The 25,643-nt window shown below is 67.6% G+C and carries 24 protein-coding genes; 8 read left to right on the top strand and 16 right to left on the bottom strand.

Annotated features, from left to right (window positions below; genetic code table 11):
• The first annotated feature begins 140 nt into the window (after window positions 1-140).
• Both MUN73_RS05775 and MUN73_RS05770 read left to right on the top strand, forming a co-directional pair.
• Window positions 141-986, top strand: coding sequence for a universal stress protein (locus MUN73_RS05775; RefSeq protein ID WP_250139481.1), 846 nt, complete (start codon window positions 141-143; stop codon window positions 984-986).
• Between the two features lie 182 nt (window positions 987-1,168).
• Window positions 1,169-1,600 carry an OsmC family protein gene (locus MUN73_RS05770; RefSeq protein WP_250139480.1) on the top strand — a complete coding sequence of 144 codons (432 nt, stop codon included), beginning with the start codon at window positions 1,169-1,171 and terminating at the stop codon, window positions 1,598-1,600.
• Window positions 1,601-1,648: 48 nt separating this feature from the next.
• Here the strand turns inward: MUN73_RS05770 and MUN73_RS05765 are convergent, their stop codons facing one another.
• A complete protein-coding gene (locus tag MUN73_RS05765; protein WP_250139479.1) occupies window positions 1,649-2,413 on the bottom strand; it encodes a high-potential iron-sulfur protein in 765 nt (254 codons plus the stop codon).
• A gap of 593 nt (window positions 2,414-3,006) precedes the next feature.
• Here MUN73_RS05765 and MUN73_RS05760 point away from each other — a divergent pair.
• Window positions 3,007-3,624, top strand: coding sequence for a GAP family protein (locus MUN73_RS05760; protein WP_250139478.1), 618 nt, complete (start codon window positions 3,007-3,009; stop codon window positions 3,622-3,624).
• Window positions 3,625-3,698: 74 nt separating this feature from the next.
• Here the strand turns inward: MUN73_RS05760 and MUN73_RS05755 are convergent, their stop codons facing one another.
• From MUN73_RS05755 to MUN73_RS05740, 4 genes are read right to left on the bottom strand one after another with little or no spacing between them, the layout of a single operon-like run.
• On the bottom strand, window positions 3,699-4,385 hold the full coding sequence (locus tag MUN73_RS05755; RefSeq protein WP_250139477.1) for a TorD/DmsD family molecular chaperone: 687 nt from the start codon (window positions 4,383-4,385) through the stop codon (window positions 3,699-3,701).
• Complete coding sequence (locus tag MUN73_RS05750) at window positions 4,382-7,696, bottom strand: molybdopterin-dependent oxidoreductase (protein WP_250139476.1); 3,315 nt, start codon at window positions 7,694-7,696, stop codon at window positions 4,382-4,384. The genes MUN73_RS05755 and MUN73_RS05750 overlap by 4 nt, the downstream gene beginning before the upstream one ends.
• Window positions 7,689-8,948, bottom strand: coding sequence for an NrfD/PsrC family molybdoenzyme membrane anchor subunit (gene nrfD, locus MUN73_RS05745; RefSeq protein WP_250139475.1), 1,260 nt, complete (start codon window positions 8,946-8,948; stop codon window positions 7,689-7,691). Before nrfD ends, MUN73_RS05750 begins: the two co-directional genes overlap by 8 nt.
• 2 nt (window positions 8,949-8,950) lie before the next feature.
• Window positions 8,951-9,979: a 4Fe-4S dicluster domain-containing protein gene (locus MUN73_RS05740; RefSeq protein WP_250139474.1), complete on the bottom strand. Its 1,029-nt coding sequence runs from the start codon at window positions 9,977-9,979 to the stop codon at window positions 8,951-8,953.
• 348 nt (window positions 9,980-10,327) lie between these two features.
• Here MUN73_RS05740 and MUN73_RS05735 point away from each other — a divergent pair, with 348 nt between their 5' ends.
• Entirely contained in the window at window positions 10,328-12,271 is a 1,944-nt protein-coding gene (locus tag MUN73_RS05735; protein WP_250139473.1) for a bacterio-opsin activator domain-containing protein, read from the top strand.
• A gap of 89 nt (window positions 12,272-12,360) precedes the next feature.
• On the opposite strand, the gene MUN73_RS05730 is transcribed toward MUN73_RS05735, so the two are convergent.
• Window positions 12,361-13,017: a helix-turn-helix domain-containing protein gene (locus MUN73_RS05730; protein WP_250139472.1), complete on the bottom strand. Its 657-nt coding sequence runs from the start codon at window positions 13,015-13,017 to the stop codon at window positions 12,361-12,363.
• Between the two features lie 111 nt (window positions 13,018-13,128).
• On the opposite strand from MUN73_RS05730, the gene MUN73_RS05725 reads away from it, so the two are divergent.
• Window positions 13,129-14,502 carry a hypothetical protein gene (locus tag MUN73_RS05725; protein WP_250139471.1) on the top strand — a complete coding sequence of 458 codons (1,374 nt, stop codon included), beginning with the start codon at window positions 13,129-13,131 and terminating at the stop codon, window positions 14,500-14,502.
• Window positions 14,503-14,604: 102 nt separating this feature from the next.
• The gene (locus MUN73_RS05720) at window positions 14,605-15,159 is read left to right on the top strand and encodes a DoxX family protein (protein ID WP_250139470.1); all 555 of its coding nucleotides are present in this window, start codon (window positions 14,605-14,607) and stop codon (window positions 15,157-15,159) included.
• Window positions 15,160-15,193: 34 nt separating this feature from the next.
• Here MUN73_RS05720 and MUN73_RS05715 read toward each other — a convergent pair whose 3' ends face one another.
• The 7 genes from MUN73_RS05715 to MUN73_RS05685 all read right to left on the bottom strand — a co-directional run bounded on the left by MUN73_RS05715 (window position 15,194) and on the right by MUN73_RS05685 (window position 20,544).
• Entirely contained in the window at window positions 15,194-15,526 is a 333-nt protein-coding gene (locus MUN73_RS05715; protein WP_321575757.1) for a hypothetical protein, read from the bottom strand.
• Window positions 15,527-15,558: 32 nt separating this feature from the next.
• Window positions 15,559-16,560: a cytochrome d ubiquinol oxidase subunit II gene (gene cydB / locus MUN73_RS05710; protein ID WP_250139468.1), complete on the bottom strand. Its 1,002-nt coding sequence runs from the start codon at window positions 16,558-16,560 to the stop codon at window positions 15,559-15,561.
• The gene (locus MUN73_RS05705) at window positions 16,553-17,977 is read right to left on the bottom strand and encodes a cytochrome ubiquinol oxidase subunit I (protein WP_250139467.1); all 1,425 of its coding nucleotides are present in this window, start codon (window positions 17,975-17,977) and stop codon (window positions 16,553-16,555) included. The genes cydB and MUN73_RS05705 overlap by 8 nt, the downstream gene beginning before the upstream one ends.
• A gap of 209 nt (window positions 17,978-18,186) precedes the next feature.
• Window positions 18,187-18,813, bottom strand: a complete 627-nt coding sequence (locus MUN73_RS05700; protein ID WP_250139466.1) for a helical membrane plugin domain-containing protein — start codon at window positions 18,811-18,813, stop codon at window positions 18,187-18,189.
• Entirely contained in the window at window positions 18,814-19,953 is a 1,140-nt protein-coding gene (locus tag MUN73_RS05695; protein ID WP_250139465.1) for an NAD(P)/FAD-dependent oxidoreductase, read from the bottom strand.
• A 1-nt stretch (window position 19,954) separates the two neighbouring features.
• A complete protein-coding gene (locus MUN73_RS05690) occupies window positions 19,955-20,194 on the bottom strand; it encodes a sulfurtransferase TusA family protein (RefSeq protein ID WP_250139464.1) in 240 nt (79 codons plus the stop codon).
• A 5-nt stretch (window positions 20,195-20,199) separates the two neighbouring features.
• Entirely contained in the window at window positions 20,200-20,544 is a 345-nt protein-coding gene (locus MUN73_RS05685; RefSeq protein ID WP_250139463.1) for an SHOCT domain-containing protein, read from the bottom strand.
• A 338-nt stretch (window positions 20,545-20,882) separates the two neighbouring features.
• Between MUN73_RS05685 and trxA the strand changes: the two genes are divergently transcribed.
• Both trxA and MUN73_RS05675 read left to right on the top strand, forming a co-directional pair.
• Entirely contained in the window at window positions 20,883-21,323 is a 441-nt protein-coding gene (trxA, locus tag MUN73_RS05680) for a thioredoxin (protein ID WP_250139462.1), read from the top strand.
• Between the two features lie 82 nt (window positions 21,324-21,405).
• Window positions 21,406-21,945, top strand: a complete 540-nt coding sequence (locus MUN73_RS05675; protein WP_250139461.1) for a DUF1684 domain-containing protein — start codon at window positions 21,406-21,408, stop codon at window positions 21,943-21,945.
• Window positions 21,946-21,970: 25 nt separating this feature from the next.
• On the opposite strand, the gene MUN73_RS05670 is transcribed toward MUN73_RS05675, so the two are convergent.
• From MUN73_RS05670 to MUN73_RS05660, 3 genes are all read right to left on the bottom strand, one after another.
• Window positions 21,971-22,540 (bottom strand): VIT1/CCC1 transporter family protein, encoded by a 570-nt coding sequence (locus MUN73_RS05670; RefSeq protein WP_250139460.1) that lies wholly within the window; start codon window positions 22,538-22,540, stop codon window positions 21,971-21,973.
• Window positions 22,541-22,553: 13 nt separating this feature from the next.
• Window positions 22,554-22,847, bottom strand: a complete 294-nt coding sequence (locus MUN73_RS05665) for a DUF211 domain-containing protein (protein ID WP_250139459.1) — start codon at window positions 22,845-22,847, stop codon at window positions 22,554-22,556.
• A gap of 135 nt (window positions 22,848-22,982) precedes the next feature.
• The gene (locus MUN73_RS05660) at window positions 22,983-25,568 is read right to left on the bottom strand and encodes a cation-translocating P-type ATPase (RefSeq protein WP_250139458.1); all 2,586 of its coding nucleotides are present in this window, start codon (window positions 25,566-25,568) and stop codon (window positions 22,983-22,985) included.
• Between the last annotated feature and the right edge of the window lie 75 nt (window positions 25,569-25,643).

Below are 25,643 nucleotides of genomic sequence, written 5' to 3'. Positions count from 1 at the left end.
AACCGACGCCTCCTCGAGGCCAATCGCCAGGGCCGAACGCGAACCGATCGCCGATCGGAGATCCCGTCACGCGACGCACAGACGCGACACTATATTGGGTGATCCAAACAATATTATACCGTCGGACCCTACCAGAGAGTATGAAAGCGGTCTGTGCGACTGACCTATCGGCAGCCAGTGAGGCGACGATCGAGAGCGAGACCTGCCTCGAGTGTCTCGGCCGGGTCGGCGTCGACGAGATCCACCTGGTGACGGTGATCCCGTCGAACGTCCACGTCGGAATGCCGGGCATGGACTTCGAAGGCCGGCGCGAGCAGGCGCTCGATCGATACAGCCGCGTCATCGAGGACGCCGGCTTCGAGGTCGAGACCCACGTCGTCCGCGGCACGCCACACCGGCGCATCACCGGGATCGCGGAGACGATCGGTGCCAGCATGACGATCGTGGGCTCGCGCGGGAAGAGCCCGCTCGAGAACCGCGTCATCGGCTCGACCGCGCGCAACCTCGCACGGACGACCGTGACGCCGCTGCTCGTCAACCGGATCGAACGCGAGGCCGACGACCCGGACGTGGTCCGGGAACACCTGTTCCGGCGCATACTGTACGCGACGGACTTCTCCGAGAACGCCGATCGGGCCTTCGAGGCGTTCTCGTACCTGCGCCACGCCACGCAGGAGGCGACGCTGGTCCACGTCGAGACGCCGAAGGATCCGGGGCTTCCTGAGGAAGAAGATCCGGAAGCGCGACTGGCTGAACTCGCCGCCCAGCTCGAGGAGTGGGGGATCGAGACGCGGACCGACGTCCGGCAGGGCGATCCAGCCGACGAGATCCTCGCCGCGGAGGCTGAGTACGACCCCACGACGATCCTCGTCGGCTCGCGGGGCCACAGCAGGCTCCGTCGCCTGTTGCTCGGGAGCGTCTCCGAGGACGTCGTCGCGCGGGCGAACGGGAACGTCATGCTGGTGCCGCCGGAGCGGACGGCCTGAGGACCCCGATCCCGCTCCCGCGTCGACGGCCCGAATCTTCGGCCTCGTTCCCAGACTTGTGGAAACCGAACAAGACGTAAGTGAACTGCGGCGAGTGTTGACGACGTGGACGGCGCCGCCGGCGACGACACCGAACTGTGATCGACCCGCGCGACCACCCACCAGCCACCGACCAGCACACGATGACACGACCCGACTCCGACGACCTGACGACGTACGAACTGACCGGCGAGCGACACAGCCCGAAACGGATGCGAATCGACACCGGCGACGCCGAGTTCGTCGTCGGCAAAGACGTGAATCCCGTCGAGTACTTCCTCGGCGCGATCCTCGGCTGTCTGAACTCGACGGGGACGATGGTCGCCCGCGACATGGACATCGCGATCGACGACATGACGGTGACGATCGAGGGCGGCGTCGACTACGCGAGCTATCGCGGCGAGCAGTCCGACGCGCGCCCCGGCCTCCAGGACCTCGACGTAACGATTGCCGTGGAGACCGACGCCGACGAGGACGACGTCGACGCGTGGCTCGCGGCGATCGAGGACCGGTGTCCGGTCACCGACAACGTCGAGAACGAGACGTCGCTCGACGTCGCCATCGAGTCGGCCTGATCGGTTCGATCGTCTTCACCGGCCGATCGTACTGCACCGTCGTCGCCTTCAGAGTTCTTCGCTGACGTGTTCCCAAACGCTACACCAGTCTTCGACAGCAACGTACCCCTCCACTCTCGCACAGGCACCCCAGCCGTCGCCGTTCTCGTCGGGGATGAATTCCGCACAGTTTCCACAGGACTGTCCTGGGGGCGCTGTCTCCTCCGCGATCGCGTCGACGGACTCCATCAGGCTCACTTCCTCCTGGGTGAGCAGGTCGTCGGGATCGCGCTCCTCACCGGTCTGGGAACTCGCCGCTCGGTACTCCTCCGGCACCTCGGCCGTCGCCAGGTCCGATTCGGACAGTCCGTCCGGAACCTCGGGTTCGGGTAACTCTTCCCAGATCGTACACCAGTCGGCGCCGTCGATGTAGCCCTCGACCGCCACGCACGCACCGAACTCGTCGCCGTTCCTGTCCGGGACGAACTCGTCACAGTTCGCACAGCACGTGCCGGCCCGATGTGCCTCGTTCTCTTCGGCCTCCTCGTACTCCGAGAAGTCGACGTCCGCTTTCGATTGCAACGCGTCGGGATCGCGTTCTTCGCCGCCCAGCGAGGTCGCCGACAGATAGACGTCTGGCACGGGACCACGTGCGAACTCCTCTTCCGAAACGCCCTCGGGACGTTCCTCGGCTTCCGCTTCGTCCTCGTCGTCATCCTCTTCGACTTCGTCATCGTTCTCGGTATCCGTTTCGTCCTGTTCGGTGTCCCCGATACACCCACTCAGTGCCGATATACCGACGGTCGCAACGAGGTAATGCCGTCGACTCCACATGTGAGAGGTGGATTCCCGGCTCGTTCCAGAACCATCACGCGCCATAATTTCATTATCTATCTAATGATATAAAAAGGACGAGTACTGTTTTACAGTAACGGAACCTTTCCCTCGTTCGTAACCGAGGTAACCGCAATTTGGGACGTTTCTACGCGCAACACGGGCGAATCCACCGCGATCGAGGAACCCCGATCCCCCTGCGGACGGTAACCACGGATACGCATCGACGAGCAGACACCGCAGCAGACGATCGATCCGACCTGGCACTGTGCAGTGGCCATCCTCGCCGGCGATCGGTATCCGATCCCGCAACGGATCGCACGCCAGGCGATCGTCTCGACGCTGGAGATCCGATCTGTCGCCCGGAACGCACACAGCGCCGTTGGTCAGGTCAAGTGTTAGTATGGACCGGGACCAACTAGCGATCGACAGTCGATGTCGGTCCCCAACTGCAGTTCGATCCGCGACGACCGATCCGCGATCGGCAACGAAAACGGCCCCTTCACCGGCTCTCTCCCTCGGGCAGGGACGACGGACCCCTCCAGGGCTACCCCGGCACGACACCCGGAAACCCGCGCGGCGGTGACCGGACCATGAGATTCCTCGAGGTGTTGCCGCTGGTCTTCGTGATGATCGGCGGCCCCCAGATCCTGAGCGCCGTCTTCCTCGCGACGAGCGAACGCTGGCGGCGCAACTCCGCCGCGTTCGTCGGCGGTGCGGCCATCTCGATCACGCTCGTCGTGACGATCGCGTACGCGTTCAGCACCGGGACGATCGGCCAGCGGGCGTCGAACACGACGGTCAGCGCGATCGTCGTCGTCGCGCTCTCGTTCGCGATGGTCCACACCTACCGGACGCGAGCGACGTCGGAACCGCCGCGATGGATGGGGACGCTCCAGTCGGCGTCGCCGCGGTTTTCGTTCCGACTCGGCTTTCTCCTCATGGGATTTTTCCCAACCGACATCCTCACGTCCGTCACCGTCGGCTCCTACCTGGCGGCGAGCGATGCGCCGTTGGTGCACGCCGTCCCGTTTATCCTGCTCACGCTTCTGGCCCTTTCGCTCCCGTCGCTCGCCCTGGTCGCCTTCCGCGAGCGGGCGGAAACCGCCCTTCCGAAGGCGCGCGACTGGATGAACGCGAACTCGTGGCTCGTCAGCGAAGCCGTGATCCTCCTGTTCCTCGTGATGTCACTCTCCAACCTGCTGGGGTAGGGCCCGGCGATCGATCGCGCCAAGCCTCGACGGTGTGACGGTCGGAGAACCCGGCGTACAGCGAGTCCGCCGGGCTACTGCTCCCGGTCCGCCCCATCGAGGTCGCGAGCGTGCCAGGCCGTCGCGGTCCGGGTCACCGCGACGAGCGCCGTGAAGACCCCCTCAGGTCCGTCGACGTCCGCGACGGCCTCGTGGAACGCGTCGAGCCAGCCGAGCCGTGACAGCGTCTCCCGCTGTATCGTCCGGAACCGATCAGCGGTCGCGTGATCGCCGTCCTCGAGCCGTCGGGCCTCCGATCGCGCGGCCACCCCGAGGAACGCGAGTTGCGCGGCGACGTGGTCCGGGAAGTCGCCCCGCTCCGGCCGGACGCCCGTGCGATCGTACAGCGAGGCCATCGCCGCCGCGGGATCGCCGAGCAACTCGCCGGCGCTCCCCTCGTCGTGGAACGGCGAATCGGACTCGAACGACTCCGAGGGGCGATCGCGGTGGGCCGAGGCGATCGGCGGGACGTACCGCGGTCCCGGGACGACGAAGAGATTGTCGTGAGCGATCGCCAGCGCCTCCTCGTCGACGGTCTCGCGGTCGAGCGCGCTCACGTCGAGGTCGATCGGGAGCGTCGCCGCGACGTCGACGAGCGCACCCTCCCGGATCGCCGCCGCGAGCGTCTCCGTCTCGCCGTCGAACGCGGCCGCCAGCAGGTCGTACAGGTCGGCGCGCGCGTCGGCGACCGCCGCGTCCGCTGGACTCGTCGTCGCGGTCATCGGTCGCTCACCCGTTCGATCTCCACGTAGGCCGCGAACTGTGCGTTGCTTCCACCGACCGGATCGCTCAGTCCGACGTCGCCGAGTTCGTCGTCGAGCGGCTGGACGTGGTTGACCGCGAAGCCGGCGTCTCGGCCCTTCGCGTAGCCGCCCGTGTCCTCGCCCGGCGTGTCATAGTCGTGGTCGGTGTGGCCGTACCCCTCGGTCGCACCCTCGCGGCGCTCGCCGTCGGTCGTCGTCTCGGTCGCGCCGCCACCCTGGCGTCCGAAGCCCCAGGCGGTGCCGACGACGCCGGGCCGGATGCCGCCCGTGACGCGGGCGGTCGCCTCGACCGTGCGGCGGCCGGCGTCCAGCCGGATGCGATCGCCGTTCTCGATGCCGCGATCCGCCGCGTCCTCTGGGTTGATCCAGACGGCGTTCTCCGGCGTCGTCTCGCGGAGCCACGCCGATCCGGTCGTCCGGTGCATCCCCTGCGTGCGGGGCTTCCAGTTCGTCAACTGGAGGGGGCGATCGGGCTCCTCGTCGCTCGTCACCGGGACCTGGACCGCGCCGTCGTAGTGGACGACGTCCTCGGCCCGGGGGAGCGGATCGAACCGCTCGCCGTCGTAGGCGTGTTTCCCGGTCGGGGCGACCTCGTCGTAGAAGTTCACCCGACTCGCGAGTTTGTAGCGCAGGTGGTCGCCGTCGTAGGCGTTCGTGTCCGGGTGGCGGCCCGCGTAGTCGTAGTCGTGGCCCCGCTCGGCGAAGGCCTCGGCGTAGCCGTCGATCGGCTCCTCGAACCGACCGCCGCGATTGAGCACGGTCACGGCCTTGGGCCACTCCTCCTCGGTCACGGCACCCTTCCAGTCCTCGAGGTCGAAGTGCTCGCCGAGTCCCTTCTCGTGGGCCGCCTCGAACACCTCGAGTTCCGCGTCGTCGGCGTCGGAAACCGGGTCGCGATCGTACGCGATGTTCGTCGCGAGTTTGACGTAGAAGTCCTCGGCGGTGTCCAGCGGCCACAGATCGTCGTCGGCGTCCGGGATCGCGTCCTCGCCGACGCCCGGCAGGTCCAGTTCCTTCCAGAGGTCGATCAGCACCTCCTCGAACGGCCGCGCGTCGGGGACGACCCGAATCGTCGGCTGGCTGATCTTCTCGTCTGCCAGGCGCTTGTTCGGGTAGGTCCCGAAGTTCTCCCAGCGCTCGAGGTAGGTGGGTTCGGGAAGGACGTAGTCGGCGTAGCGGCTGGTCTCCCCCAGCACCGTGTCCGAGGCGACGATCAGCCCGATCGCGTCCTCGTCTGTTAGCACGTCGGGGATCGTGTCCCCGCCGGCCGCGGACATGACGTGGTTGTTCGAGTACGGGCGGATGAACAGCGCCTCGACGCCGTAGGGATACTCGTCGTCGGCGCTGGCGTACAGTTCCTGGGTCGCCATCGGCGGTGCGACCGGGAACCACGGCCGCTTCGCGGGGTAGCCGTCGTCGCGATCGAACAGCGACGTCTCCTCGTAGTTGACCCCGCCGCGGAGCAGCGGGATCCCCCACGGACTGTGGCCATCGGGGACCTGTCCCAGTTCGTACCGGCCGCTCATCGTCTCGTACCCGGCGTAGGGCGTGATCTGGCCGCCCTTCCAGTCGAAGTTGCCGATCAGGTGCTGGAGCGTCGAGATGGCGCGCGTGGCGTAGAAGCCGTTCGTGTGCTTGGCCGGCCCGCGGTAGGCCATGATCGCCGCGCGCTTGCCGTGGCTCGTGAACTCGTCGGCCAGTTCGTCGATCCGATCGACGCTCACGCCGGCCATCTCGGCGTACTCCGCGAGGGAGTGCTCGAAGACCCGCTCGCGGTACAGCGTCCAGACGCTTTTGACCGCCTGGCCGTCGATCGTGATGTCGACGTCCAGGACGCCCTCCTCGACCTCGCCCGCGGGCGCTGGTTCGCCGGTCGTGGCGTCGATCGCGACGAACGCGTCCGCGTCGTCCGCGTCGAGCCCCAGATCGCTCGCCTGCGCCTTGGGCCGATCGTCCTCGTCGACGAGCACGAGGTGCGTCGCGTCGCTCCAGGTCGGTTCGTCGTCGTCAGTCGCGGCGTCCTCGCCGGGGTTCCTGAGGTACGTCTCGTCGTACCGTTCGTGTTCGATGATCCAGCGTGCCATCCCGAGCGCGAGTGCGGCGTCCGCGCCGGGTTTGACCGGGATCCACTCGTCGGCCTTCTCGGCCGTCTTCGAGAGGCGCGGATCGACGACGTCCATCCGCATGCCGTCCTCGATCGCGTTCGTGAGTTTCGGGGCGAGCCAGGTCGGCCCCTTGTTCGCGACCATCGGATTGGTCCCCCAGACCAGCAGGTATTCGCAGTTCTCGACGTCGGGGTACTGGCGTTTCTTCTGGCCGTCGTGCGATCGGTTGAACCCGATGACGCCGGAGAGACCGCAGACCCCGGCGTGGTGGATGCTGTTGATCGACCCCAGCCCCTGGTGCCAGAGCCGGTTGCGGATGAAGTTGCGCCGGAAGCCGCCGACGTCGACGATCTGGTTGGCCTTCGGCCCCAGATCGGGGTGGTCCGTGTCGATCAGGACGTCCTCGTATCGCTCGTCGAACTCCTCGCGGCTCAGGCCGCCCTCCTGGACGGCCTCCCAGTCGGCCATCACCTCGTCTTCGGGCGCGTAGCCCCACAGGTCCTGGAGGCCGTCGTGGCCGAGTTCGTTGTCGCCGGAGACGATCTCCTCGATCGCCTGCGCCCAGGAGATCGTCTTCCACTCGTCGCTGCCCCGCGGGCCGACGCGTTTCATCGGCTTGCGCAGCCGGTAGGTGTCGAAGGCCGTCTGGATGCCGGCCTGCCCCTTCAGGCAGATGCGCCCGCCCGAGAGCGACCACTTGCTCGTGTCGACCTCGCCGGTCCCCTCCAGGTCGCCGGTCGCGACCTCCTCGGGGTCGCTGGCGTAGGGGACCTGCGCGTTCGGCTGGGTGTTGAGGAACGAGTACGGGTTGCCCGCGAGTTTGCGCACGAGCGAACTGTACTCGCCGGTCCCGCTCTCGTCGGCCAGCCGCACCTTGATCGGGCAGAAGGTGTTACACTGCCCGCAGGTCGTGTAGATGACGTCCGACGCCTCGTAGTCGCCGTACTCGGTGCCGACGCCGTGGCCGTCGTCGCCGAACCAGCCGTCGAAGTCGAAGACGGTGCTCGCGATGCCGCCGGAGAGCGAGAGCGCTCCCATGCCACCGACCGCCTTGACGAAGTCGCGGCGATCGATCCCGTCGGCTGTCCGGTCGTCTCCGTCGGCTGGTAGTTCGTCCGTCCGTTCTATCTCGGGGTCCGTGTGGGTCGCGTTCGAATCAGTCATGGGTCTCACCGCGTGGAACGAGCGGAAGCAGTTCCGTGCCGATCGTAAACAGGAGCACGCCGAGCGCGACGATGCCCAGCGAGAGCAGCCACTCCGGCGTCGACGGGACGTAGTAGCCCGTCGGCAGGCCGTAGAGCGCGGGCTCGATCTGGGCGGGCACGACGATGTTGAAACGGGTGCCGATCACGCCGATAACGACGCTCGTGCCCGCGGCGGCGACGAACGTCGGCCGCCGGCGCCACTCGCGCCGGTGTAACAGCACGAGCGGCGCGATCCACCCGAGGCCAACCATCACGAGCCAGAACGACCACCACATCTCGCCGGTCGCGATCGTCAGCCACGTCTCCACGTCGCCCGGGTGGAGGCTGTACAGTCCGACGAACGCCTCGAGCACCTTCAGCGACGCGTCGAGGACGACGAAGCCGACGAACAGCGCCGCCATGCGCTCTAGCAGAGCCCTATCGAGCGTCCGGCTGCCCAGCCACGATCGGAGGACGTACAGCAGGGCGATCAGCGCCATCCCGCTGACGACCGCCGAGGTGATGAAGATCACCGGGAACAGCGCACTGAACCAGTAGCTCCGCGCGGCGGCGACCGCGAACAGGTTCCCGGTGCCGCCGTGGACGAAGACGATCGCGAGCGGAATGCCGACGATCCCGAGGCGTTTCAGCCACGTCCGATCGGTCTCGAGGGCCTCATCGCTCGTGTCCGTCCGGCCGAGCGTGAGCAGGCCGGCAAGCCGCCCTCTGAGACCGTCCTCGGCCTCGCTCCTCGCGACGAGGTCCCGTCGCATCGAGAAGTACAGTTCGCCCGAGAGGACGACGACGTAGAGCGCGTACGCGTGGACCTCCCAGGAGAGGACCGACAGCGGCTGTCGCCACGCAAAGGGGTGCCAGAGCCGATCCATCCGCCCGAGGTCGACGAGGACGAACGTGAGCGCGACGATCATCGAGACGATCGCGACGAACAGCGCCTCGCGTTCGATCTCGTGCATCCCCTCGACCTCGAAGACGTTCGAGAGCGTGCTCACGAGGAACGCGCCCGCCGAGAGGCCGACGAAGTAGATGTAGAAGGCGACCCACGCGCCCCACGGGACCGCACTCGTGAGGTTCGTCGATCGGAGCCCCTCGGTGACGCGCAGGTAGCCGCCGTACGCGCCGATCGCGAGCAGGGCGACGAGCAGCGCGTACCAGACGATCCGGAGGCGATTCCCCCGCAAGCGGCCGGTTACGGTGTGCGTTTTCGTTGCCATGGTCACTTGAGGTAGTAGACGTTCGGGTCGGTCCCCTCCTTCTCCTTCAGCTGGAACGCGCGGGAGGAGGAGGCCAGTTCGTTCACCTCGCTGTCGGTATCCTCGAGGTCGCCCATGTAGCGGGCGTCGCCGACGCAGGTCTCGACGCAGGCCGGCTCTTCGCCGCGCTCGAGGCGGTGGTGACAGAAGTTACACTTCCGCACGTTGCCGATCGGGGACTCGCCGTCCTCGCGCGGCCCGCGGTCCATCCCGTACTCGGGACTGGTGACCTCGCCGTCTTCCTCGAATTCACCGTCGTAGTTCTCTCCGAAGTCGAAGTACCGCGCGTCGTACGGACACGCGACCATGCAGTACCGACAGCCGATACACCGATCGTAGTCGATGTTCACGACGCCGTTGTCCATCTTGTACGTCGCGCTAACCGGACACACCTGCACGCAGGGCGGCTTCTCACACTGCATGCACGGGCGGGGCACGTTCGTCCGGGTGACGTTCGGGTACTCGCCCTGCTCACGCTCCAGGACGACGTTGTACGAGACGCCCGGCGGCGTCCGGTTCTCGGCCTTGCACGCGACCGTACAGGACTCGCAGCCGATGCACTTCTGGAGGTCGATGACCATCCCCCAGCGCGGGTCGTCTGCGTCGTCACCCTCGCTCTCGTCGCCTTCCTCGCCGTCCTGGAGCGCCTCGGCGACGCTCGCCATCGACCCGACCGAACAGCCGAGCGACTCGGCCGTCTCGTCGTCGATCGTCCCGTCGGCACAGTCGACCGCCGGGTTCGGCGTCTCGTGGTAGGCCTCGCCGAACTCCGCGGCCGCCTCGCCGTCGTACTTCTCCCAGTACGCGTCGCTCGACAGCTCGCCGCGGCTCACGCGACGCGCGTCCTCGGCCATCTCGATGCCGAGGTCGGTTCGATACGTCGTCTTCGCGAGTTCGTCCCGCGGATCCGTCGACTCGACGTCGACCATGGCGTCGTACTCCTCCCCGGCCGACTCGGGGACGCTCGGCATCGGCTCGTCCGCACTGCTCATGGCCGATCACCGGCCGACGGCCGCCGTGGGGTCGGTCGTCTCGATGTCATACAGGTAGACAGAGGGGAGCCAGGGGGCTCAGCGTACTACCAATACTCTTGGGCACCGTCGCGGGCGGCGAATCCCCTCTTGGAGCGGGTACCGATACTGTTGGGTGACGGCAGGCGCGCGATCGGGGCGGTGCCGATCGAACGGGCCCTATCGGCCGATTTGCCACGTTACAGGCCCCAGAAACAGATTTTCCAATCTCGTAGGAATCCGGTTAGCCCCTATCCACCGCCACCGCGTAGGGAGAAACATGACCCCGGGACCGGCGGTACGGACGATCGATCGATCGAGGTGGGGCCGATGAGTCTCGTCCTCGTAGCATCGATCCTGCTCAGGCTCGTTGGGACCGGCTACTCGGTCCTGTTGCTGTCCCGGAGCGGAGACCGGCGATTCGCCTTCCTGAGCGTGATGCTCGGGCTGATGGCGTCGCGACAGCTCTGGACGCTCCTGGCCGCGGGCGGCGGCGGGCTGGCGGAGCTTCCCGGACTCGTCGTGAGCGTCCTCGCGGTCGCGACGGTCCACTACCTCTCGCAGTACGTCGAGGAGGAGGCCCGGATCAAGGCCGAACTGGCCGCCGCGAACGACCGGTTGCGGAGCTTCCGAAAAGCCGTCGAACACGCCGGCCACGCGATCTTCCTGACCGATCCCGACGGGACGATCGAGTACGCGAACCCCGCGACGGAGGACGTTTCGGGGTACGCGCCGGCGGACGTCGTCGGGGAGACGCCCGCCCTGTGGAAGTCCGGCGAGCACGACGAGGCCTTCTACGAGGATCTCTGGGGGACCATCACCGACGGCGAGGTCTGGGACGGCGAGATCGTCAACCGGCGGAAGAACGGCGACCTGTGCTGGGTCGACATGACGATCGCACCGATCACCGACGAGTCGGGGACGGTCGAGCAGTTCGTCGCGGTCGACACGGACGTGACCGAGCGCAAGGAGCGCGAACTCCGGATCCAGGAGCAACACGCCGAACTCGAGGTGCTGAACACCACCAACGAGATCGTCCGGGACGTCAACCGCGAACTGCTCCGGGCGGACTCGAAAGCCGAGGTGGAAGCGATCGCCTGCGAACGATTCGCGAGCGCCGGCCCCTACGAGTCGGCGTGGGTCGCCGCCCGGAACGCGGTCACCGACACCGTCCGCTCGCACACGAGCGCCGGCATCGACGAGGGAACGCTGACCGGAATCGTCACCGCGGTCAACGACGCCGATCGGCAGACGGTCGTCGATCGAGCCCTCGAGACGGAGACGACCCACGTGGTCCGGACCTGCGACGCGGGACGGCCGGCCTGCGAACGGAAGACCTGCGAGTGTCACTCTTACGGCGGCGCGGCCGCGACGGTCGCCATTCCGCTTACCTATCGCGACGCGCACTACGGCGCGCTCGTGCTCCACGCGAGCGACGCCGGCACCGCCGCCGCGCTGGACGGCGAGATCCTCGACGAACTCGGCGAGACGATCGCCTACGCCATCACCGCCACGGAGAGCCAGCGCTCGCTGGTCACCGATCGCGTCACCGCGCTCACGTTTACGCTGACGCCCGACGACGATCCGCTGGTAGCGCTCGCGGCGGCCCTCGAGTGCGACCTCGACCTCGAGCGGGTGACGACCGGTGCCGACGGCGACCTCGCCGCGTTCGTCACCCTCCAGGGCGAGAACCTCGACGCCGACGACGTGCTGGCGTCCGTCGCGGCGGCCGACGACCTCGCGGCCGTCCAGCCGATCCGCGACGCCGACGCGGTGCTGGTTCGCGTCACCGTGCCGGCGGGATCGGTCGTCGCCACGCTCGCGAACTACGGCGCGGTCGTCCGATCGCTCACCGCCGACGGAGCCGCGGGGACGCTGGTGGCGGAACTCGCCGAGACGGCCGACGTGCGAAGCGTCGTCGAGGCGGTCTCCCAGACGCATCCGGGAGCGGACCTGGTGGGCCAGCGCGAACGCGATCGGTCGCCCGAGACCCGCGGCCAGTTCCGGTCGACGATCGAGGATCGCGTCACCGATCGACAGCTCGAGGCGCTCCAGCTGGCTCACTTCGGCGGCTTCTTCGCGTGGCCGCGCGAGTCGAGCGGCGACGAACTGGCCGACAGGATGGGCGTCTGTCAGTCGACGTACCTCCAGCACCTCCGGGCCGGCCAGCGGAAGGTCTTCGAGACGTTCTTCGACCCCGATCGGGCGACGGACGCCGGCCAGCCGCCGGGAATCGCGGCCGACACGGCCGGCGCGGACTATAGTAGCTCCTGAAAGTCATTGCACACCTGATCGCACGACAGCGTTGCGATCAGTGTGTAAATCGTTTCAGTCGCTACTATAGCGGGCGACTCCGGAACTGCTCACCGATCGCGCGAGGCGGCGGCGACGTGTTCCTCGGCGAACCAGTGGGCGATCGCGCTCTCCGCCCGGTGGAGGACGTCGCTACAGGTCGACTTGGTGACCTCGAGCGACGACGCGACGTCCGTCAGCGTCGCCTCGCGCGGAACCTCGTAGTAGCCCGCCTCGAGGGCGGCGAGAAAGACCTCGAGCTGGCGATCGGTCAACAGCTGCGTCGCGCGACTCGCATCGACCGCGTGGACGCGCTCGATGCGGTAGGCGATCCCGTTCTCGTCGAGCGACTCGCCGAGGGCCGACAGCCGATCCGCGCTCGTCGTCAGTTCCCAGGTCACGACGCCGTCCGCGACCTCGAACGGTGTCTCGATCGGGACGCCCGCGCGTTGCATCGGGACGAGCAGCGAGGGCTCGGCCGTCTCCACCTGGAGGAGCGCCGTCTCGTCGTGGGTCCACAGCAACTCGAGGTCGCGGACGTCGTCTCGCGCTTCCATGGCGGCGAGTATCGGGACCGGGTTCGACGCCGTCAGTTCGACGACGCCGGTCGCGACGTCCGTCCCGGGAAGCACCGAGGTGACCCGGAACGTGACGTCCGGATGTGTCGTCGAGACTTCGTGAATCCAGAGCGATTCGGGAATGTGGACGGTGAGCTTCGCGCGAGGCATTCGATACGAGTACTCGGTGGGCCGCCGTCGAGAAGACGGCTTCGAACATGTTCGAATCGGTCCGACTGGTTCGCGGGAAGCGCTACCCGATCGGCGTTCGTTCGAACACGTATGACCGATACGTCCACCCGGGAACCGCGACGGTCCGCCAGCGACGGCCGATTCGCCGGCCGCCTCACCCGCCGATCGGACGACGACTCGTCCCTCTCGGTGACGCCCTTCCACGTCACCGGGATCGGCTTTCTCGCCGCCGGGTTCGTCCTCGCGCTCTACCAGGGGCTCCAGGCGTTCGACCTCGTCCCCCAGGTTGGATGGGTCACGTGGACCCACATCCACTTCGTCACGATCGGCGCGTTCACGCAGTTGCTCTTCGGCACGCTCCCGCAGCTGACCGCCCGGAAACTCGATCGCCCGGCACCCTCGTCGCGGGCCTCCGGAGCGGCCTTCGTCGGACTGAACGGCGGACTCCTGCTCGCCTGGTACGGACGCGCGTTCGGCGAACCGCTCTGGTTCGACATCGGCCTCGCGACGATCTGGCTGCTCGCGCTCTGGCTGTTCGCCGTGGTGCTCGGGATGGCGCTCCGGAGCGACGGCGGGCGAGCGCGCGATCCGACCGTGGGGTTCTACCTGCTCTCCCCGCTGGTCTACCTGATCGGACTCGGCCTCGCGTTCGGCCTGTACAGCCACGGCTGGGACGTCCCCGGCGGCTGGTACGGCCTCCGGGAGGCACACGTCCACGCCAACGCGTGGGGCTTTCTCGGCCTCGCGGCGATCGGTACCCTGTACGACCAGTTCCCGCGACTCGTCGACGCGGACCTGTACAGCGATCGCCTGCGACGCTATTCGTTCCCGCTGTTCGCGCTCGGAATCTTCCCGCTCGTGATCGGGCCGGTGCTCGGCATGGGGAAGACAGTGACCGGTACTGGACTGGCGCTGTACGCGTCCGGCTACGTGCTCTACGTCTACACGCTCGTCCGGACCTACCGGGCCGGCACGTCGAACGGGACGGCGCTGTCGGTGCTGGTCGCGCAGGGCTGGATCCTCGGGCCGGCCGCGTTCGCCCCGTTCATCCTGTTCGGGGTTCCGCTCGGGATCCCCGAGCCCTGGATCGAAACCGGCGCGCTGCACTTCTTCTTCCTGGGGTGGGCGCTCCCGATCGCGCTCGCAGGAGCGTTGCTCGTCGTCTCACACCGTGAGCGATCGAGAACCGACGACGCGAGCGCCGACGGCGGCACCGGCGATCGGTCCGGCGGCCTCGTTCCTGCGACCGGCGTCCCGTCGATCGTCGGCCCCTGGACCGTCCTCGCCTGGAACGTCGCGGTGCTCGCCGTCGGGATCGGCTTCTTCTACCAGGATCAGGCCTGGTCGGCGCTCCTTCACGGGCCGGGGTACGCCGTCCTGCTCGCGATCTGGGGGTACTCCGTGTGCAGAATCGTCGATCGGTGGTGGACGACGCGCGCGGACGCGTCGCCGTCCCACGGCTGAAATCGCGGACTTCCTCCGTGTATCTGTGCACCCCGGGCTCGTTCCCAGAGTGTGAAATTTCCGGCGTACTGTTATCCCGTTCGACCGTCAGTACGATACGTTATGGCTGTCGAAGAGGTTCAACTCCGAAGTACGGTCGCAGGACTAACGGCGAGCGGCAAGGTCCACACGCTGAGCGTCTGGTTCATCCTCGCGCTCAGGCTGATGATGGGGATCGCGTTCTTCCAGAGCGGGATCGACAAGGTGCTGTCGGGAGAGTTCAGCGCCGGCGGCTACCTGACGGGGGCCGTCCCAGGAAACGGAAGTCCGGCCGCGGACCTGTTCGTCGCCATGGGGAACACGCCGTGGTTCGTCGACTTCGTGAACGTCGCCGTTCCGTGGGGTGAGGTCTTCATCGGCCTCGGGCTCATCTTCGGCGTCCTGACGCGCCTCGCCGCGTTCTGGGGCGCGTTCATGATGTTGCTGTTCTACCTCGGCAACTGGGACGTCGCGCACGGCTACATCAACGGCGACTTCGCGTACATGCTCGTGTTCCTCTCGGTCGCCGCGTTCGGCGCCGGGCGAATCCTCGGCCTCGATGCCTACATCGAGCAGTACGAGGTCGACGGACGACCGCTCGTCGAGCGTTACCCCTGGACGCGGTACGTCCTCGGGTGATCGGGCCCAGTGGCGACGCCGGTGCCGCCGCCGATCACTCGATCGCGCTCCCGGCCCGGGACGCCCGGAGCCACGCCTTGACGAGTTCGTTCACGTTGTGGAAGATGATCCCGACGGTGAGCAGGGTCGTCGCGAGGTAGACCACGAATCCCGGCGGGCCGCCCACTGCCGCACCGAGGAGGCCGCCGGTGATGCCGACGACCGTGAGTTCGATCCACGTCACCAGGATTCGGGAACCTAATCGCGGCGGTGACGCGTCGAGTTCGCCCGATCCGCTCGCCGATCGGTCGTCGTGGCGATCGGACGACGCCGCGTCGCGGACCGTCGAGAGATCCTCGGCGGCCGAGTTGTCACCGGGGGCAGGCAGGTTTTCGCCGCGATCGTCGCCGTCGGCCCCCATCAGTAGGACTCACCCGCCTCGATCGGCCCGCTGAACGCGGAGTAGAGGACCGCGAAGTAGACGAATATCAGCGGGAGCAGGACGGCCGCCCCGATCGACATGAGGTTGAGCGGGAGCGTCGAGACGATGGCCGTCTCGACCGTCAGCCCGCCGGCGCGATCGATAGCGGGATACATCAGGCCGGCGACGATCCCGACCAGGGCGAAGACGAGGCCCGCGGCGGCGCCGAACGCCACGTAGTAGCGGTCCGCCAGCGTCGCCGCCGCGTACACTCCGGCGAGGACGAGCGTCGCGAGGACGAGCGCGGCGACCGGCGCGGAGAACAGGGACGATCGGAGCGCGGGTGCCGCCGCGTAGACGTATCCCAGCGTCACCACGATCAGGACGAGATAGGCCGCGAGCGCGCGGTAGCCGTCCGTCCGGAGGTCCTCGCGCAGGTCGCCTCGCGTTTTCAGCCGGAGGAAGGCAACCCCGTCGACGACGGTCAGCGCGACGACGGCCAGGCCGACGACGAGTCCCGGAAGCGTGACGATCGTCGTCGCACCGAGCAACCAGTTCGCCGTGAACATCCCCAGGAAGAACGGGGCCGTGAGGCTGCCGACGATGAACGCCCGGCCCCACCACCGCTGCCACGCCGCGTCGTGGCGCTGTTCGTACATCTCGGGGGCGAGGCCGCGAAAGATGAGCGCGCCCAGGATGGCGAACATCAGCAGGTAGTGGCGGCTGAACAGGTTGGCGTAGACGGCCGGGAAGGCCGCGAACATGGCACCGCCGAAGACGACGAGCCACACCTCGTTGCCGTCCCAGAACGGCCCGATCGCGGCCAGCAACTGCTCGCGCTCGTCGTCGTCCTCGCGGGTCGCGAACAGTGCGCCGACCCCGAAATCGAAGCCGTCGAGAAAGAGGAAGGTTGCGAAGATGAAGAACAGCAGGCCGAACCAGAGCTCGGCGAGCGGCAGGCCGAACAGCGGTTCGGACGCGAGCGAGGCCGGGTCAGTCATCGACCTGCACCTCCGAGGCGGGCGTCTCCACTGGGTCGGCCACTCCGGGACCGTCCACCTCCGGCGGCCCGGCACGGATGATCCGAACGACGACGTACGTGTAGAGCGCGAGCAGTCCGAGGTAGACGACGGCGAAGCCGGCGAGGGTCACCGTCGTCTCGGCGCCGGTGAGGCCCGGCGACACGCCGTCGCTCGTTCGCAGGACGTCCTGGATGACCCACGGCTGGCGACCGACCTCCGTGACGATCCAGCCCAGTTCGACCGCGAGGATTCCGAGCGGCGTCGATGCCATCAGCGCCTTGTGCAGGAGGTCGTCCTCGAGGAGTTCGCCGCGCCACCAGCGGTAGCCGCCCCAGACGGCGAGCAGGACGAACCAGAACCCGAGCGCGACCATGATCCGGAACGCCCAGAAGACGATCGCGACGGGCGGTTGCGGCCCGTCGAACTCGTTCAAGCCCTGGATCGTCGCCTGGGGATCGCCGCCGCTGGCGAGCCACGACGCGCCGCCGGGGATGCCGATGCCGAAGATGTCCTTGGCGCGCGGATCGAGCAGGTCCTGGAGGCTCGTCGGGAAGGCGACGATGTACTCGGGGACGTAGGACTCGGTCTCCCAGACGGCCTCCATCGCGGCGAACTTCTGGGGCTGGGTCTCGAAGACGTGGCGGGCGTACAGGTCGCCGTGGAGCACCTGCAACGGCGCGCTGATGAGCAGGGCGACGAGCCCGATCTTGAGCGTCGTCTCCCAGAACCCGACGTTCTCGACCGAGTAGCCCCAGACGTGGTGTCTGAAGACGAAGTAGGCGCCGAGGCCGGCCATGAACAGCGCGACGGACTCGACGGCGGCGTTTTGCATGTGGACGAACATCCACGGGAAGCGCGGGTTGGCGTAGGCCGCGATCGGATCGACCAGGTGGACGATCGTCTGGCCGTTCTCGGTGGCCAGTTCGTAGCCCCGCGGCGTCTGCATCCACGAGTTGGCGATCAGGATCCAGACCGCCGAGAGCCACGTCCCGAGTCCGACGGCGACCGCAGAAATCATGTACAGCACGTCACCCACCCGATCGCGCCCGAAGACGAAGATGCCGAGGAAGGTCGCCTCGAGCATGAACGCCATCATCCCCTCGAGCGCGAGCGGGCCGCCGAAGAGTTCGCCGGCGGTCGTCGAGAACGCCGCGAAGTTGGTGCCGAACTCGAACTCGAGGACGATGCCCGTCACGGTGCCGACGACGAAGCTGACGGCGAAGATCCGCGTCCAGAACCTGCGTAACTGCTCGTAGATCGGTTTCCCGGTGCGGATGTCCTTCCACGTGAAGTAGACGAGGAAGGGCGCGAGCCCCATGCTCATCACCGGGAAGATGATGTGGACGATCGTCGTGAGCGCGAACTGCAATCGACTGCCGAGGACTGGATCGATCATAGCGTGAAATCTGACGTCTGTCCGGACACCCGATACGACCGCGAAGCTGCGGGACGACTTCGATCGAGGGTACGGACCGTCGAAAAGTAGTGTTTGCGGTACGAACGTCGAAAAGACGCAACGCAGCGCTCAAACGGGCGCAGATCGACGACGCGCCGGTTTCGGCCGGGGCGAGACGGAGCGAACGACGGGCGATACTGGCCGGGTCGCTACCGAAGCCGCTTGCCCAGGTTCCGGGCGACGGCGATCGCGAACCCGAGACCGCGGCGAACGTCCAGGTCGCGGAGGGCACGCATCAGTCCGCGGACGCCGAGCGGTTCCGTCGGTTCGGCGCTCGCGTCACCGACGGCCTCGAGCACCGTCTCGAGCGTGCGGGCGACGTCGTCGTCGGCCGCCGTGTCGGCCACCTCGCCGAGACTGGTGCCGGTCGCCGCGAGTTTGGTCACCATCTCGTCGTCCATCGCGGACGAACCGAGCGCGGCGACGTCCGCGAGAGCCACGAGGTCGTCGAGCGTCCCCGATCGCTGCAACTGGGCGAGCGTCTCGATCGCCTCGGCGAGGTCGTCGGCGTTCTCCCCGGTCGCCTCGCCGAGTCGTGCGACCTCGTCGGTCGCCAGCCCGTCGGCCGCGCCAGCGAGGTTCGTCGCGGTGCCGGACAGTTCCTGGACCATGCGATCGTCCATCGCGGCGGTCGCCAGGTCCGCGGTGTCGAGCAGGTCGTTGACGACGTCGATGCGCTCGAGGAACCGCGCGACCTCGTCGGGGTTCTCGGCGACGAGTTCCTCGAGGGTCGGTTCCTCTGCCTCGGCGGCGGTCGTGGATTCGGTCTCGGACATCTACAGTAACCCCCGTGCGGTCAGCCAGTAGGACTCGTTGTAGCCGAGTTTCGCCCAGTGGAGCGGTTTCGACGGCTCGCGGACGAACGGCTCCTCGCCGTAGCTGAACTCGATGAACGTGGCCTCGTCCATCCCCGCCTCGAGGAAGCAGACGGTCTTGCCGTCGTAGGTCGCCGTGGGGACCGTCCCGCGGGCGCGGCTGGCGAGTCGATCGGCGACGACGCCCGCCTCGTAGTGGGCGACGCTGCCCGCCTTGCTCGTCGGGACGTCCGCGATGTCACCGATCGCGTAGACGTCCTCGGCGTTGGTCGCCTCGAGGGTGTGCTTGTCGACGTCGACCCAGCCGTCCTCGCCCAGCCCCGCGTCGGTCACGAGGTCGCTCCCCGCGTGGGGCGGGATGGCCACGAGCAGGTCGTAGTCCATCTCGGAGCCCTCGACCGTCTGGATGACCTCCGCGTCGGGGTCGATCTCGTCGACGTTGAAGAACGTCTCGAAGTCGATGTCGCGCTCCTCGAACAGGTCGGTCGCCCAGTCCGCGATCGACTGGAGCCCGTGGGCGCGGTTGATCGGGTACGTGTAGGTGATGTCGACGTCTTCGCGCCGGCCCCGCTCGCGGAGCCAGTCGTCGACCATCAGGGTGAACTCGACGGGCGCGGCCGGGCACATGTGCGGCACACCGACGACGCTCAACACGAGGTGGCCCTCGGTGAACTCGGCGAGGTCGTCCCGCAGTGCCTCGGCACCCTCGGGCCCGTAGAAGTGGTGACCGCCCTCGGCGAGTCCGGGGACGGCCTCCGGGTCGAGGGACGCGCCGGTCGCCAGCACGAGCTGGTCGTAGGCGAGGATCGAGCTGTCGGCGAACGTCAGCTTCTTCGTGTCCGTGTCGACGCCGGTGACCTCGCCGATCGTGAGCGAGACCCGGCGGTCCACCAGGTCCTCGATCGGCCGTCTGGCGTCGTCGACCGTCTTCTTCCCGAACGGCACGTACAGGAAGGTCGGTTTGTAGACGTGGTCCCGATCGGCCGTGATCAGCCGGACCTCGACCTCGCCGGACTCGAGTTCCGGCTGGAGTTCGTTCGCGAGTCGGTTCGCGAGTACTGTACCGCCCGTTCCGCCGCCGACGATCGCGATTCGGTGCATGTTAGTTGACCTCGATGTAGATGTTCCAGTGGTCGTCGTGCTCCTCGATCTCGAGCAGGTCGTGGCCCGCTTTCTCCAGCCACTCCGGCACGTCGGTCGTGGAGTTTCGTTCGGTGGTCTGGAGTTCGACCACGGTGCCTTGATCGAGCGTTTTCACCTTCCCGATGAGGTCCATCAGCGGGCCGGGACACGTTGCGTCTTTCGAGTCGATCGTCACGTCTGGTTCGGTAATCTCTGTCATCGTATTCACCCCTGCGTTCGCAGGTTCCGCCGTCGTCGTTCGAACTCTTCGTCGGAGAGGTCGCCCCGTGCGTATCGTTCGCGCAGTTCCGCGAGCGCCCGATCGGACCGGCCGCCGTCGACGTCGCGCCCTCGATCGCCGGCCCAGAAGACCAGGAGTGCGAGCACGCCGAGGAGCAGGACCGGCCAGAGGAACATCCAGCCGCCGAACGCTCCCCAGCCGCCCATCGTTCCGCCGCCGTGGCCGGGGCCCTGGGCGGCACCTGCCGTCGTCGCGACGACGAGGAGAACGGCACCGATCGCCGTGACCCGTCCCGCGTACCGTCCGAGTGCGTCAGATAGTTGGCTCATGGTCCGATCACAGTTGTAACGTAGTATTGTGTGGATAAACCACTATCGCGAAATACGCCTGGGCAGGAATAGGCGAAGAGTATATACGGGGCGACGTGTCACAGACCCCGTCGGGACCGTCTCGACGACCGGAATGAAAGCCGATGCGATCAATATGGCGTGTTCGAGACGGCGAATATCGCGGTTCTCGGGCTCGTAACCCGTTCCACCGGTCCGTCGTGCGCATCGCGATCGGCGATCCACGCCGGGCGCGTGTCGGCGAACGGGTCTCTCCCTCGCGCCAATATTGCTCTACCCACACACAATTATTATGGTGGCCGAGTCCGTACGATCGATCGATGAGCGACTCCATGGACGACGAACGGCAACGGATCCGTGAGCAGAAGAAACGAGAGTTGCGCGACCGCATCGAGAACGGGGCCGGAACGGGCGACAGCGGCGCCGTCGAAGGAGCGGAGAGCCCGGACGAGCCGATCAGCATCCGGGGCAGCGACCACCTCGACGAGGTCGTCAGTGAGCACGACGTCGTCCTCGTCGACTGCTACGCCGACTGGTGTGGGCCGTGCCAGATGCTCGAACCGACGATCGAGGCCCTCGCCGCGGAGACCGACGCCGCCGTCGCGAAGGTCGACGTCGACGCCAACCAGCGGCTGGCCCAGCAACTGGGCGCTCGCGGCGTCCCGACGCTGGTCCTCTACGCCGACGGCGAACCGGTCGAGCGCATGGTCGGCGTCCAGGAGAAGGCGTCGCTGAAGGGACTCATCGAACAGCACAGCTAGCCCGATCGGCGCGTCGATCGACGGCAACGCGACCGGCCGGTTCTCGAATCGACTACCGACTGTGCGACCACCGCATTCAGCCATGACAACCGACTGGAGACAGGCGATCGAGACGCAGCGGGCGGAGAAAGACCAGTACTTCGGCGAGAGCCGACACTCGCCGCTGCCGCCGGACGAGCGCGAGGAGTTCGACGGCCTCGCGTACTACCCGATCGACGCGGACTACCGGTTCGAACTCCCGCTCGAACGGTACGACGATCCCGAACGGGTAGTCGTCGGCACGAGCACGGACGGCGAGCGGGAGTACCTGCGCTGGGGCGAGTTCCGGTTCACCGTCGGCGGCGAAAACGTCACGCTGCAGGCTTACAAGTCCGATCCCGACGACGATCGGCTCTGGGTCCCGTTCCGCGACGCGACGAGCGGCGAGGAGACCTACGGCGCGGGGCGGTACCTCGATCTCGAACCGGAGACCCACCGGACGGACGAAGGGGCCTGGATCCTCGACTTCAACGAGGCGTACAACCCGACGTGCGCGTACTCCGACCGGTACGAGTGTCCGCTCCCGTCGACGGAGAACTGGCTCGGGGTGCCGATCGAGGCCGGCGAGAAGGCCTACCACTGAGCGCGACCGCTGATCGGAAGCGGCGTCAGCCGGGCAGGAAGAGGTTGAGAAACGCGACCACGATCCCCGCGAGCCCCATCCTGATCCCGGCGACGATCCAGTTTTGCTTCGAGATCGAGCCGAGATACGCGCCGAACGTAAAGAGCACGGCCACGCCGACCGCGACGCCGACGAGCGTCGCCTCGAGCAGGGTGAAAAGGACGTCGTGAGCGAGGAAGGGCAGGAGCGGCAGGACGATCCCGATGAGCGGCCCGATCCCGCTCGCGATCGCGTTGATCTTCCTGGCCTCGGCCTGGCGCTCCTGGGGCGTCGTCCCGTCGAGGTCGGTCAGCATGGCCCGCTCGATCCGCAGCAGTTTCGCCTGTTTCTCGGCGCGTTCGATCTCCCAGACGCTCCAGACGCCCGAGGTTCCCAGGCCGATGGCCGCGCCCAGGCCGATCGTGACCACGGTGATCCCCTCGGAGACGCCCGAGAGATACGCGCCGACGACGATCCCGATGCTCGTCAGCGTGCCGTCGAACCCGTTGGAGATGAAGTACCGCCGGGAAATCGACCTGACCTCCTCGTCCGCGAGGAGGCTTCGAAGGGAAGCCACTCGTCTCACCCGCTCAACGGTCCTGTGGCGTCCCGCTCTGCTCGACGAGGCGGTCGCCGCAGACGACCTGGTCGATCGAGTGCACCGTTCCCCCGAGGTCGCCGATGGCCGCCTCGACGGCCGTCGCGTCGACGTCGTCGCCTTCGATCGTGAGTTTGAGGTTCTGGACCTCCCGATCGGTCTCGACCAGGTCGACGTTGACGGCGTCGACGCCCGCACAGTCGGCGGCGGCATCGGCGAACGCGAGGATATCCGGTTCGTGTGGCTTCAGGACGTCGAGGACGAGACGGCGGATCGGCGGACTCATGGTGCGTACGGTCTCCGTCGACACCCTTAGTGACGGGGGTCGCCACCACGGCTACACCAGCGATAGTCAGTCGGCCACCTGCGTGTAGACGGTCGCACCCGATAACAGCGCGATGACCGGTCCGGCACCCGCCACTCACCGATCGAGCCGTCGGACGAGGACGCCAATCGCGACGTAGGCGGGCAGACAGATAGCGAGGACGACGCCAATGAGTCCCCAGTCCGCCAGGTCGAGCGGGATCGTCCCGAAGTACCGGTTGATCGGCGTGTACAGGACCGCAAGCTGGAGGACGATCGACGCGGCGACGGCGACCGCGAGCCACGGGTTCGACAGCGTCGGCGTGTCCCGCAGCCAGCGGATGACGTAGAGCCCGACGAGTTCGAGGAAGACGAAGCCCGTGAACACCATCGTCATCGTGTACGTCGTGACCGCGGGAGCACCCTCGAGAGTGTACCACATGAGCGCGAGCAGGGCGACGGTGGTCACGGCGCCCATGCCGCCGATCAGGCCGAGCATCTGACGGCCGATGATCCCTCGATCGGGATCGCGCGGCGGTCGATCCATCACCTCGCCGCTCTTGGGATCGGCACCGAGCGCCAGCGCGGGAAGGCCGTCGGTCAGCAGGTTAATCCACAGCAACTGGACGGCCGGCAGGATGAGGTAGCCGTACAGCGAGGCGAGGAAGACGATCGCCACCTCTGCGACGTTCGCGCTGAGGAGGTAGGCGACGAACTTCCAGATGTTGTCGAAGATCGCCCGTCCCCGTTCGACGGCGCGCTCGATCGTCGCGTAATCGTCGTCCAGCAGGACGATGTCCGAGGCCTGTCTCGCGACGTCGGTGCCGCGTATTCCCATCGCGACGCCGACGTCCGCGTTTTTCAGCGCGGGCGCGTCGTTGACCCCGTCGCCGGTCATCGCGACGTCGTGGTCCCGGGCCTGGAGCGCACGGAGGATACGAACCTTGTGCTCCGGCGACGTCCGCGCGAAGACGTCGATCGACTCGACCCGATCGCGCAACGTCTCGTCGTCCATCTCCCCGACCTCCCGTCCCTCGAGTACTGCGGTCCCGAGGCCGAGCGAGTCGGCGATCGCTCGTGCCGTCCGGACGTTGTCGCCGGTCACCATCTTCACGTCGATGCCGGCCCGCGTCGTCGCCGCGATCGCGTCCGCGACTTCCTCGCGCGGCGGATCGATCATCCCGGTCAGGCCCACGAAGGTCAGCCCGTCCGCGAGGTCGTCGGCGTCGCCCGGGTCCTCGCGGGAGGCCATCGCCAGCACGCGCAGTGCGTCGTCGCCGAACTCGCGGACGATCGCCTTGATCCGATCGCGCCGATCGTCGGTCAGGGGTTTCGGCCCGTCGTCGGTCAGGATCCGATCGGAGTGCTCGAGGACGACCTCCGGTGCGCCCTTGACGTAGCCGACGTCGTCGTGGACGGTGCCCATCCACTTCCGTTCGGACGAGAAGGGGACCTCACCGGTGCGCGGGGTCTCGGCGCGGAGGCCGTCGATATCGAGGCCGTGCCGATCGGCCGCCTCGAGCAACGCCTGCTCGGTCGGATCGCCGTCCTCGAGCGTCGAATCGTTACAGAGCGCGCCGATCCGCAAGAGCAGTTCCTCGCGATCGGAGACCTGCGCCGCGTCGCCGGTCCCGTCCTCGTCGTGCTCGGCGTCGACATCGACGACGCTGTCGTTCGTCCAGAGCCTGCTGACGGTCATCTGTCCCCGCGTGAGGGTCCCGGTCTTGTCCGTACAGACGACATCGACGGCCCCGAGGGCCTCCACCGCCGGGAGCCGGCGGACGAGCGCGTTCTCCGCGGACATCGCGCGAACGCCGAGCGCGAGCGTGAGGGTGACCACCGCCGGCAGCCCCTCGGGAATGGCGGCGACGGCCAGCGACACCGCGGTGAGCGCGGCCTGGATCGCGTCGGTCCCCCGGAGGAGCAACAGCGGCGCGACCAGCGCCGAGAGGACGAGGATGCCGACTCCGAGCGTCCGACCCAGGTCGTCGAGTTCGTCCTGGAGCGGCGTCCGCGTCTCCTCGGTCGCGGCGAGTTCGCGGGCGATGTCGCCGACCTCCGTCTCCATGCCGGTGTCGGTGACGACGGCGACGCCCTTGCCGCGGGTGACGTTCGTCCCCTTGTAGACCATGCTCGTCCGATCGGCGAGGGGCGTCCCCGCCTCGACCGCGGTCGACGACTTCGAGACCGGGACGCTCTCGCCGGTCAGGGCCGCCTCGTCGACCTCGAGATCGGTCGCGTCGAGCAACCGGCCGTCGGCAGGGACGACGTCGCCGCCGCGCAGGACGACCACGTCGCCGGGGACGAGCGCCGTCGCGTCGACGTCGATCGCTTCCCCGTCCCGGCGGACCGTAGCCGTCGGCGCGGCCAGTTCGCGAAGCGACTCGAGGCTCCGCTCGGCCCGGTAGTCCTGGACGAACCCGAAGATTCCGTTGGCCACGACGATGACCGTGATCAGGATCGCGTCCACCGCCTGCCCCGCCCAGACCGAGAGCCCGGCGGCGGCGAGCAGGACCCAGATCAGCACGCTGTCGAACTGCGCGAGGAAGATGGAAAGCGGCGATCGGCCGCCGCCACGGACGATGTCGTTCTCCCCGTACTCCTCGCGCCGTCGACGTGCCTCCTCGCTCGACAGGCCGTCGGGACGCGACTCGAGGCGATCGAGGACGCGATCGGAGGGCACCTCGTGTGGCGGATCGGGCATTGGCGTGACTTTCCAGTCGAATCCCTATAGACTTCCCCAGGCCTGGAGTCGAGAGCGATCGAGTCGAGACTCGTC

The organism is Halosolutus amylolyticus, assembly GCF_023566055.1.
Taxonomy (GTDB): domain Archaea; phylum Halobacteriota; class Halobacteria; order Halobacteriales; family Natrialbaceae; genus Halosolutus; species Halosolutus amylolyticus.
The sequence above is the reverse complement of the archived record's forward strand: the minus strand, read 5'-3'. Positions and strand labels throughout refer to the sequence as shown.

Coding starts and splice junctions, on each gene's coding strand:
- MUN73_RS05775 (WP_250139481.1), top strand. CDS start 141: ATGAAAGCGGTCTGTGCGACTGACCTATCGGCAGCCAGTGAGGCGACG.
- MUN73_RS05770 (WP_250139480.1), top strand. CDS start 1,169: ATGACACGACCCGACTCCGACGACCTGACGACGTACGAACTGACCGGC.
- MUN73_RS05765 (WP_250139479.1), bottom strand. CDS start 2,413: ATGTGGAGTCGACGGCATTACCTCGTTGCGACCGTCGGTATATCGGCA.
- MUN73_RS05760 (WP_250139478.1), top strand. CDS start 3,007: ATGAGATTCCTCGAGGTGTTGCCGCTGGTCTTCGTGATGATCGGCGGC.
- MUN73_RS05755 (WP_250139477.1), bottom strand. CDS start 4,385: ATGACCGCGACGACGAGTCCAGCGGACGCGGCGGTCGCCGACGCGCGC.
- MUN73_RS05750 (WP_250139476.1), bottom strand. CDS start 7,696: ATGACTGATTCGAACGCGACCCACACGGACCCCGAGATAGAACGGACG.
- nrfD (WP_250139475.1), bottom strand. CDS start 8,948: ATGGCAACGAAAACGCACACCGTAACCGGCCGCTTGCGGGGGAATCGC.
- MUN73_RS05740 (WP_250139474.1), bottom strand. CDS start 9,979: ATGAGCAGTGCGGACGAGCCGATGCCGAGCGTCCCCGAGTCGGCCGGG.
- MUN73_RS05735 (WP_250139473.1), top strand. CDS start 10,328: ATGAGTCTCGTCCTCGTAGCATCGATCCTGCTCAGGCTCGTTGGGACC.
- MUN73_RS05730 (WP_250139472.1), bottom strand. CDS start 13,017: ATGCCTCGCGCGAAGCTCACCGTCCACATTCCCGAATCGCTCTGGATT.
- MUN73_RS05725 (WP_250139471.1), top strand. CDS start 13,129: ATGACCGATACGTCCACCCGGGAACCGCGACGGTCCGCCAGCGACGGC.
- MUN73_RS05720 (WP_250139470.1), top strand. CDS start 14,605: ATGGCTGTCGAAGAGGTTCAACTCCGAAGTACGGTCGCAGGACTAACG.
- cydB (WP_250139468.1), bottom strand. CDS start 16,560: ATGACTGACCCGGCCTCGCTCGCGTCCGAACCGCTGTTCGGCCTGCCG.
- MUN73_RS05705 (WP_250139467.1), bottom strand. CDS start 17,977: ATGATCGATCCAGTCCTCGGCAGTCGATTGCAGTTCGCGCTCACGACG.
- MUN73_RS05700 (WP_250139466.1), bottom strand. CDS start 18,813: ATGTCCGAGACCGAATCCACGACCGCCGCCGAGGCAGAGGAACCGACC.
- MUN73_RS05695 (WP_250139465.1), bottom strand. CDS start 19,953: ATGCACCGAATCGCGATCGTCGGCGGCGGAACGGGCGGTACAGTACTC.
- MUN73_RS05690 (WP_250139464.1), bottom strand. CDS start 20,194: ATGACAGAGATTACCGAACCAGACGTGACGATCGACTCGAAAGACGCA.
- MUN73_RS05685 (WP_250139463.1), bottom strand. CDS start 20,544: ATGAGCCAACTATCTGACGCACTCGGACGGTACGCGGGACGGGTCACG.
- trxA (WP_250139462.1), top strand. CDS start 20,883: ATGAGCGACTCCATGGACGACGAACGGCAACGGATCCGTGAGCAGAAG.
- MUN73_RS05675 (WP_250139461.1), top strand. CDS start 21,406: ATGACAACCGACTGGAGACAGGCGATCGAGACGCAGCGGGCGGAGAAA.
- MUN73_RS05665 (WP_250139459.1), bottom strand. CDS start 22,847: ATGAGTCCGCCGATCCGCCGTCTCGTCCTCGACGTCCTGAAGCCACAC.
- MUN73_RS05660 (WP_250139458.1), bottom strand. CDS start 25,568: ATGCCCGATCCGCCACACGAGGTGCCCTCCGATCGCGTCCTCGATCGC.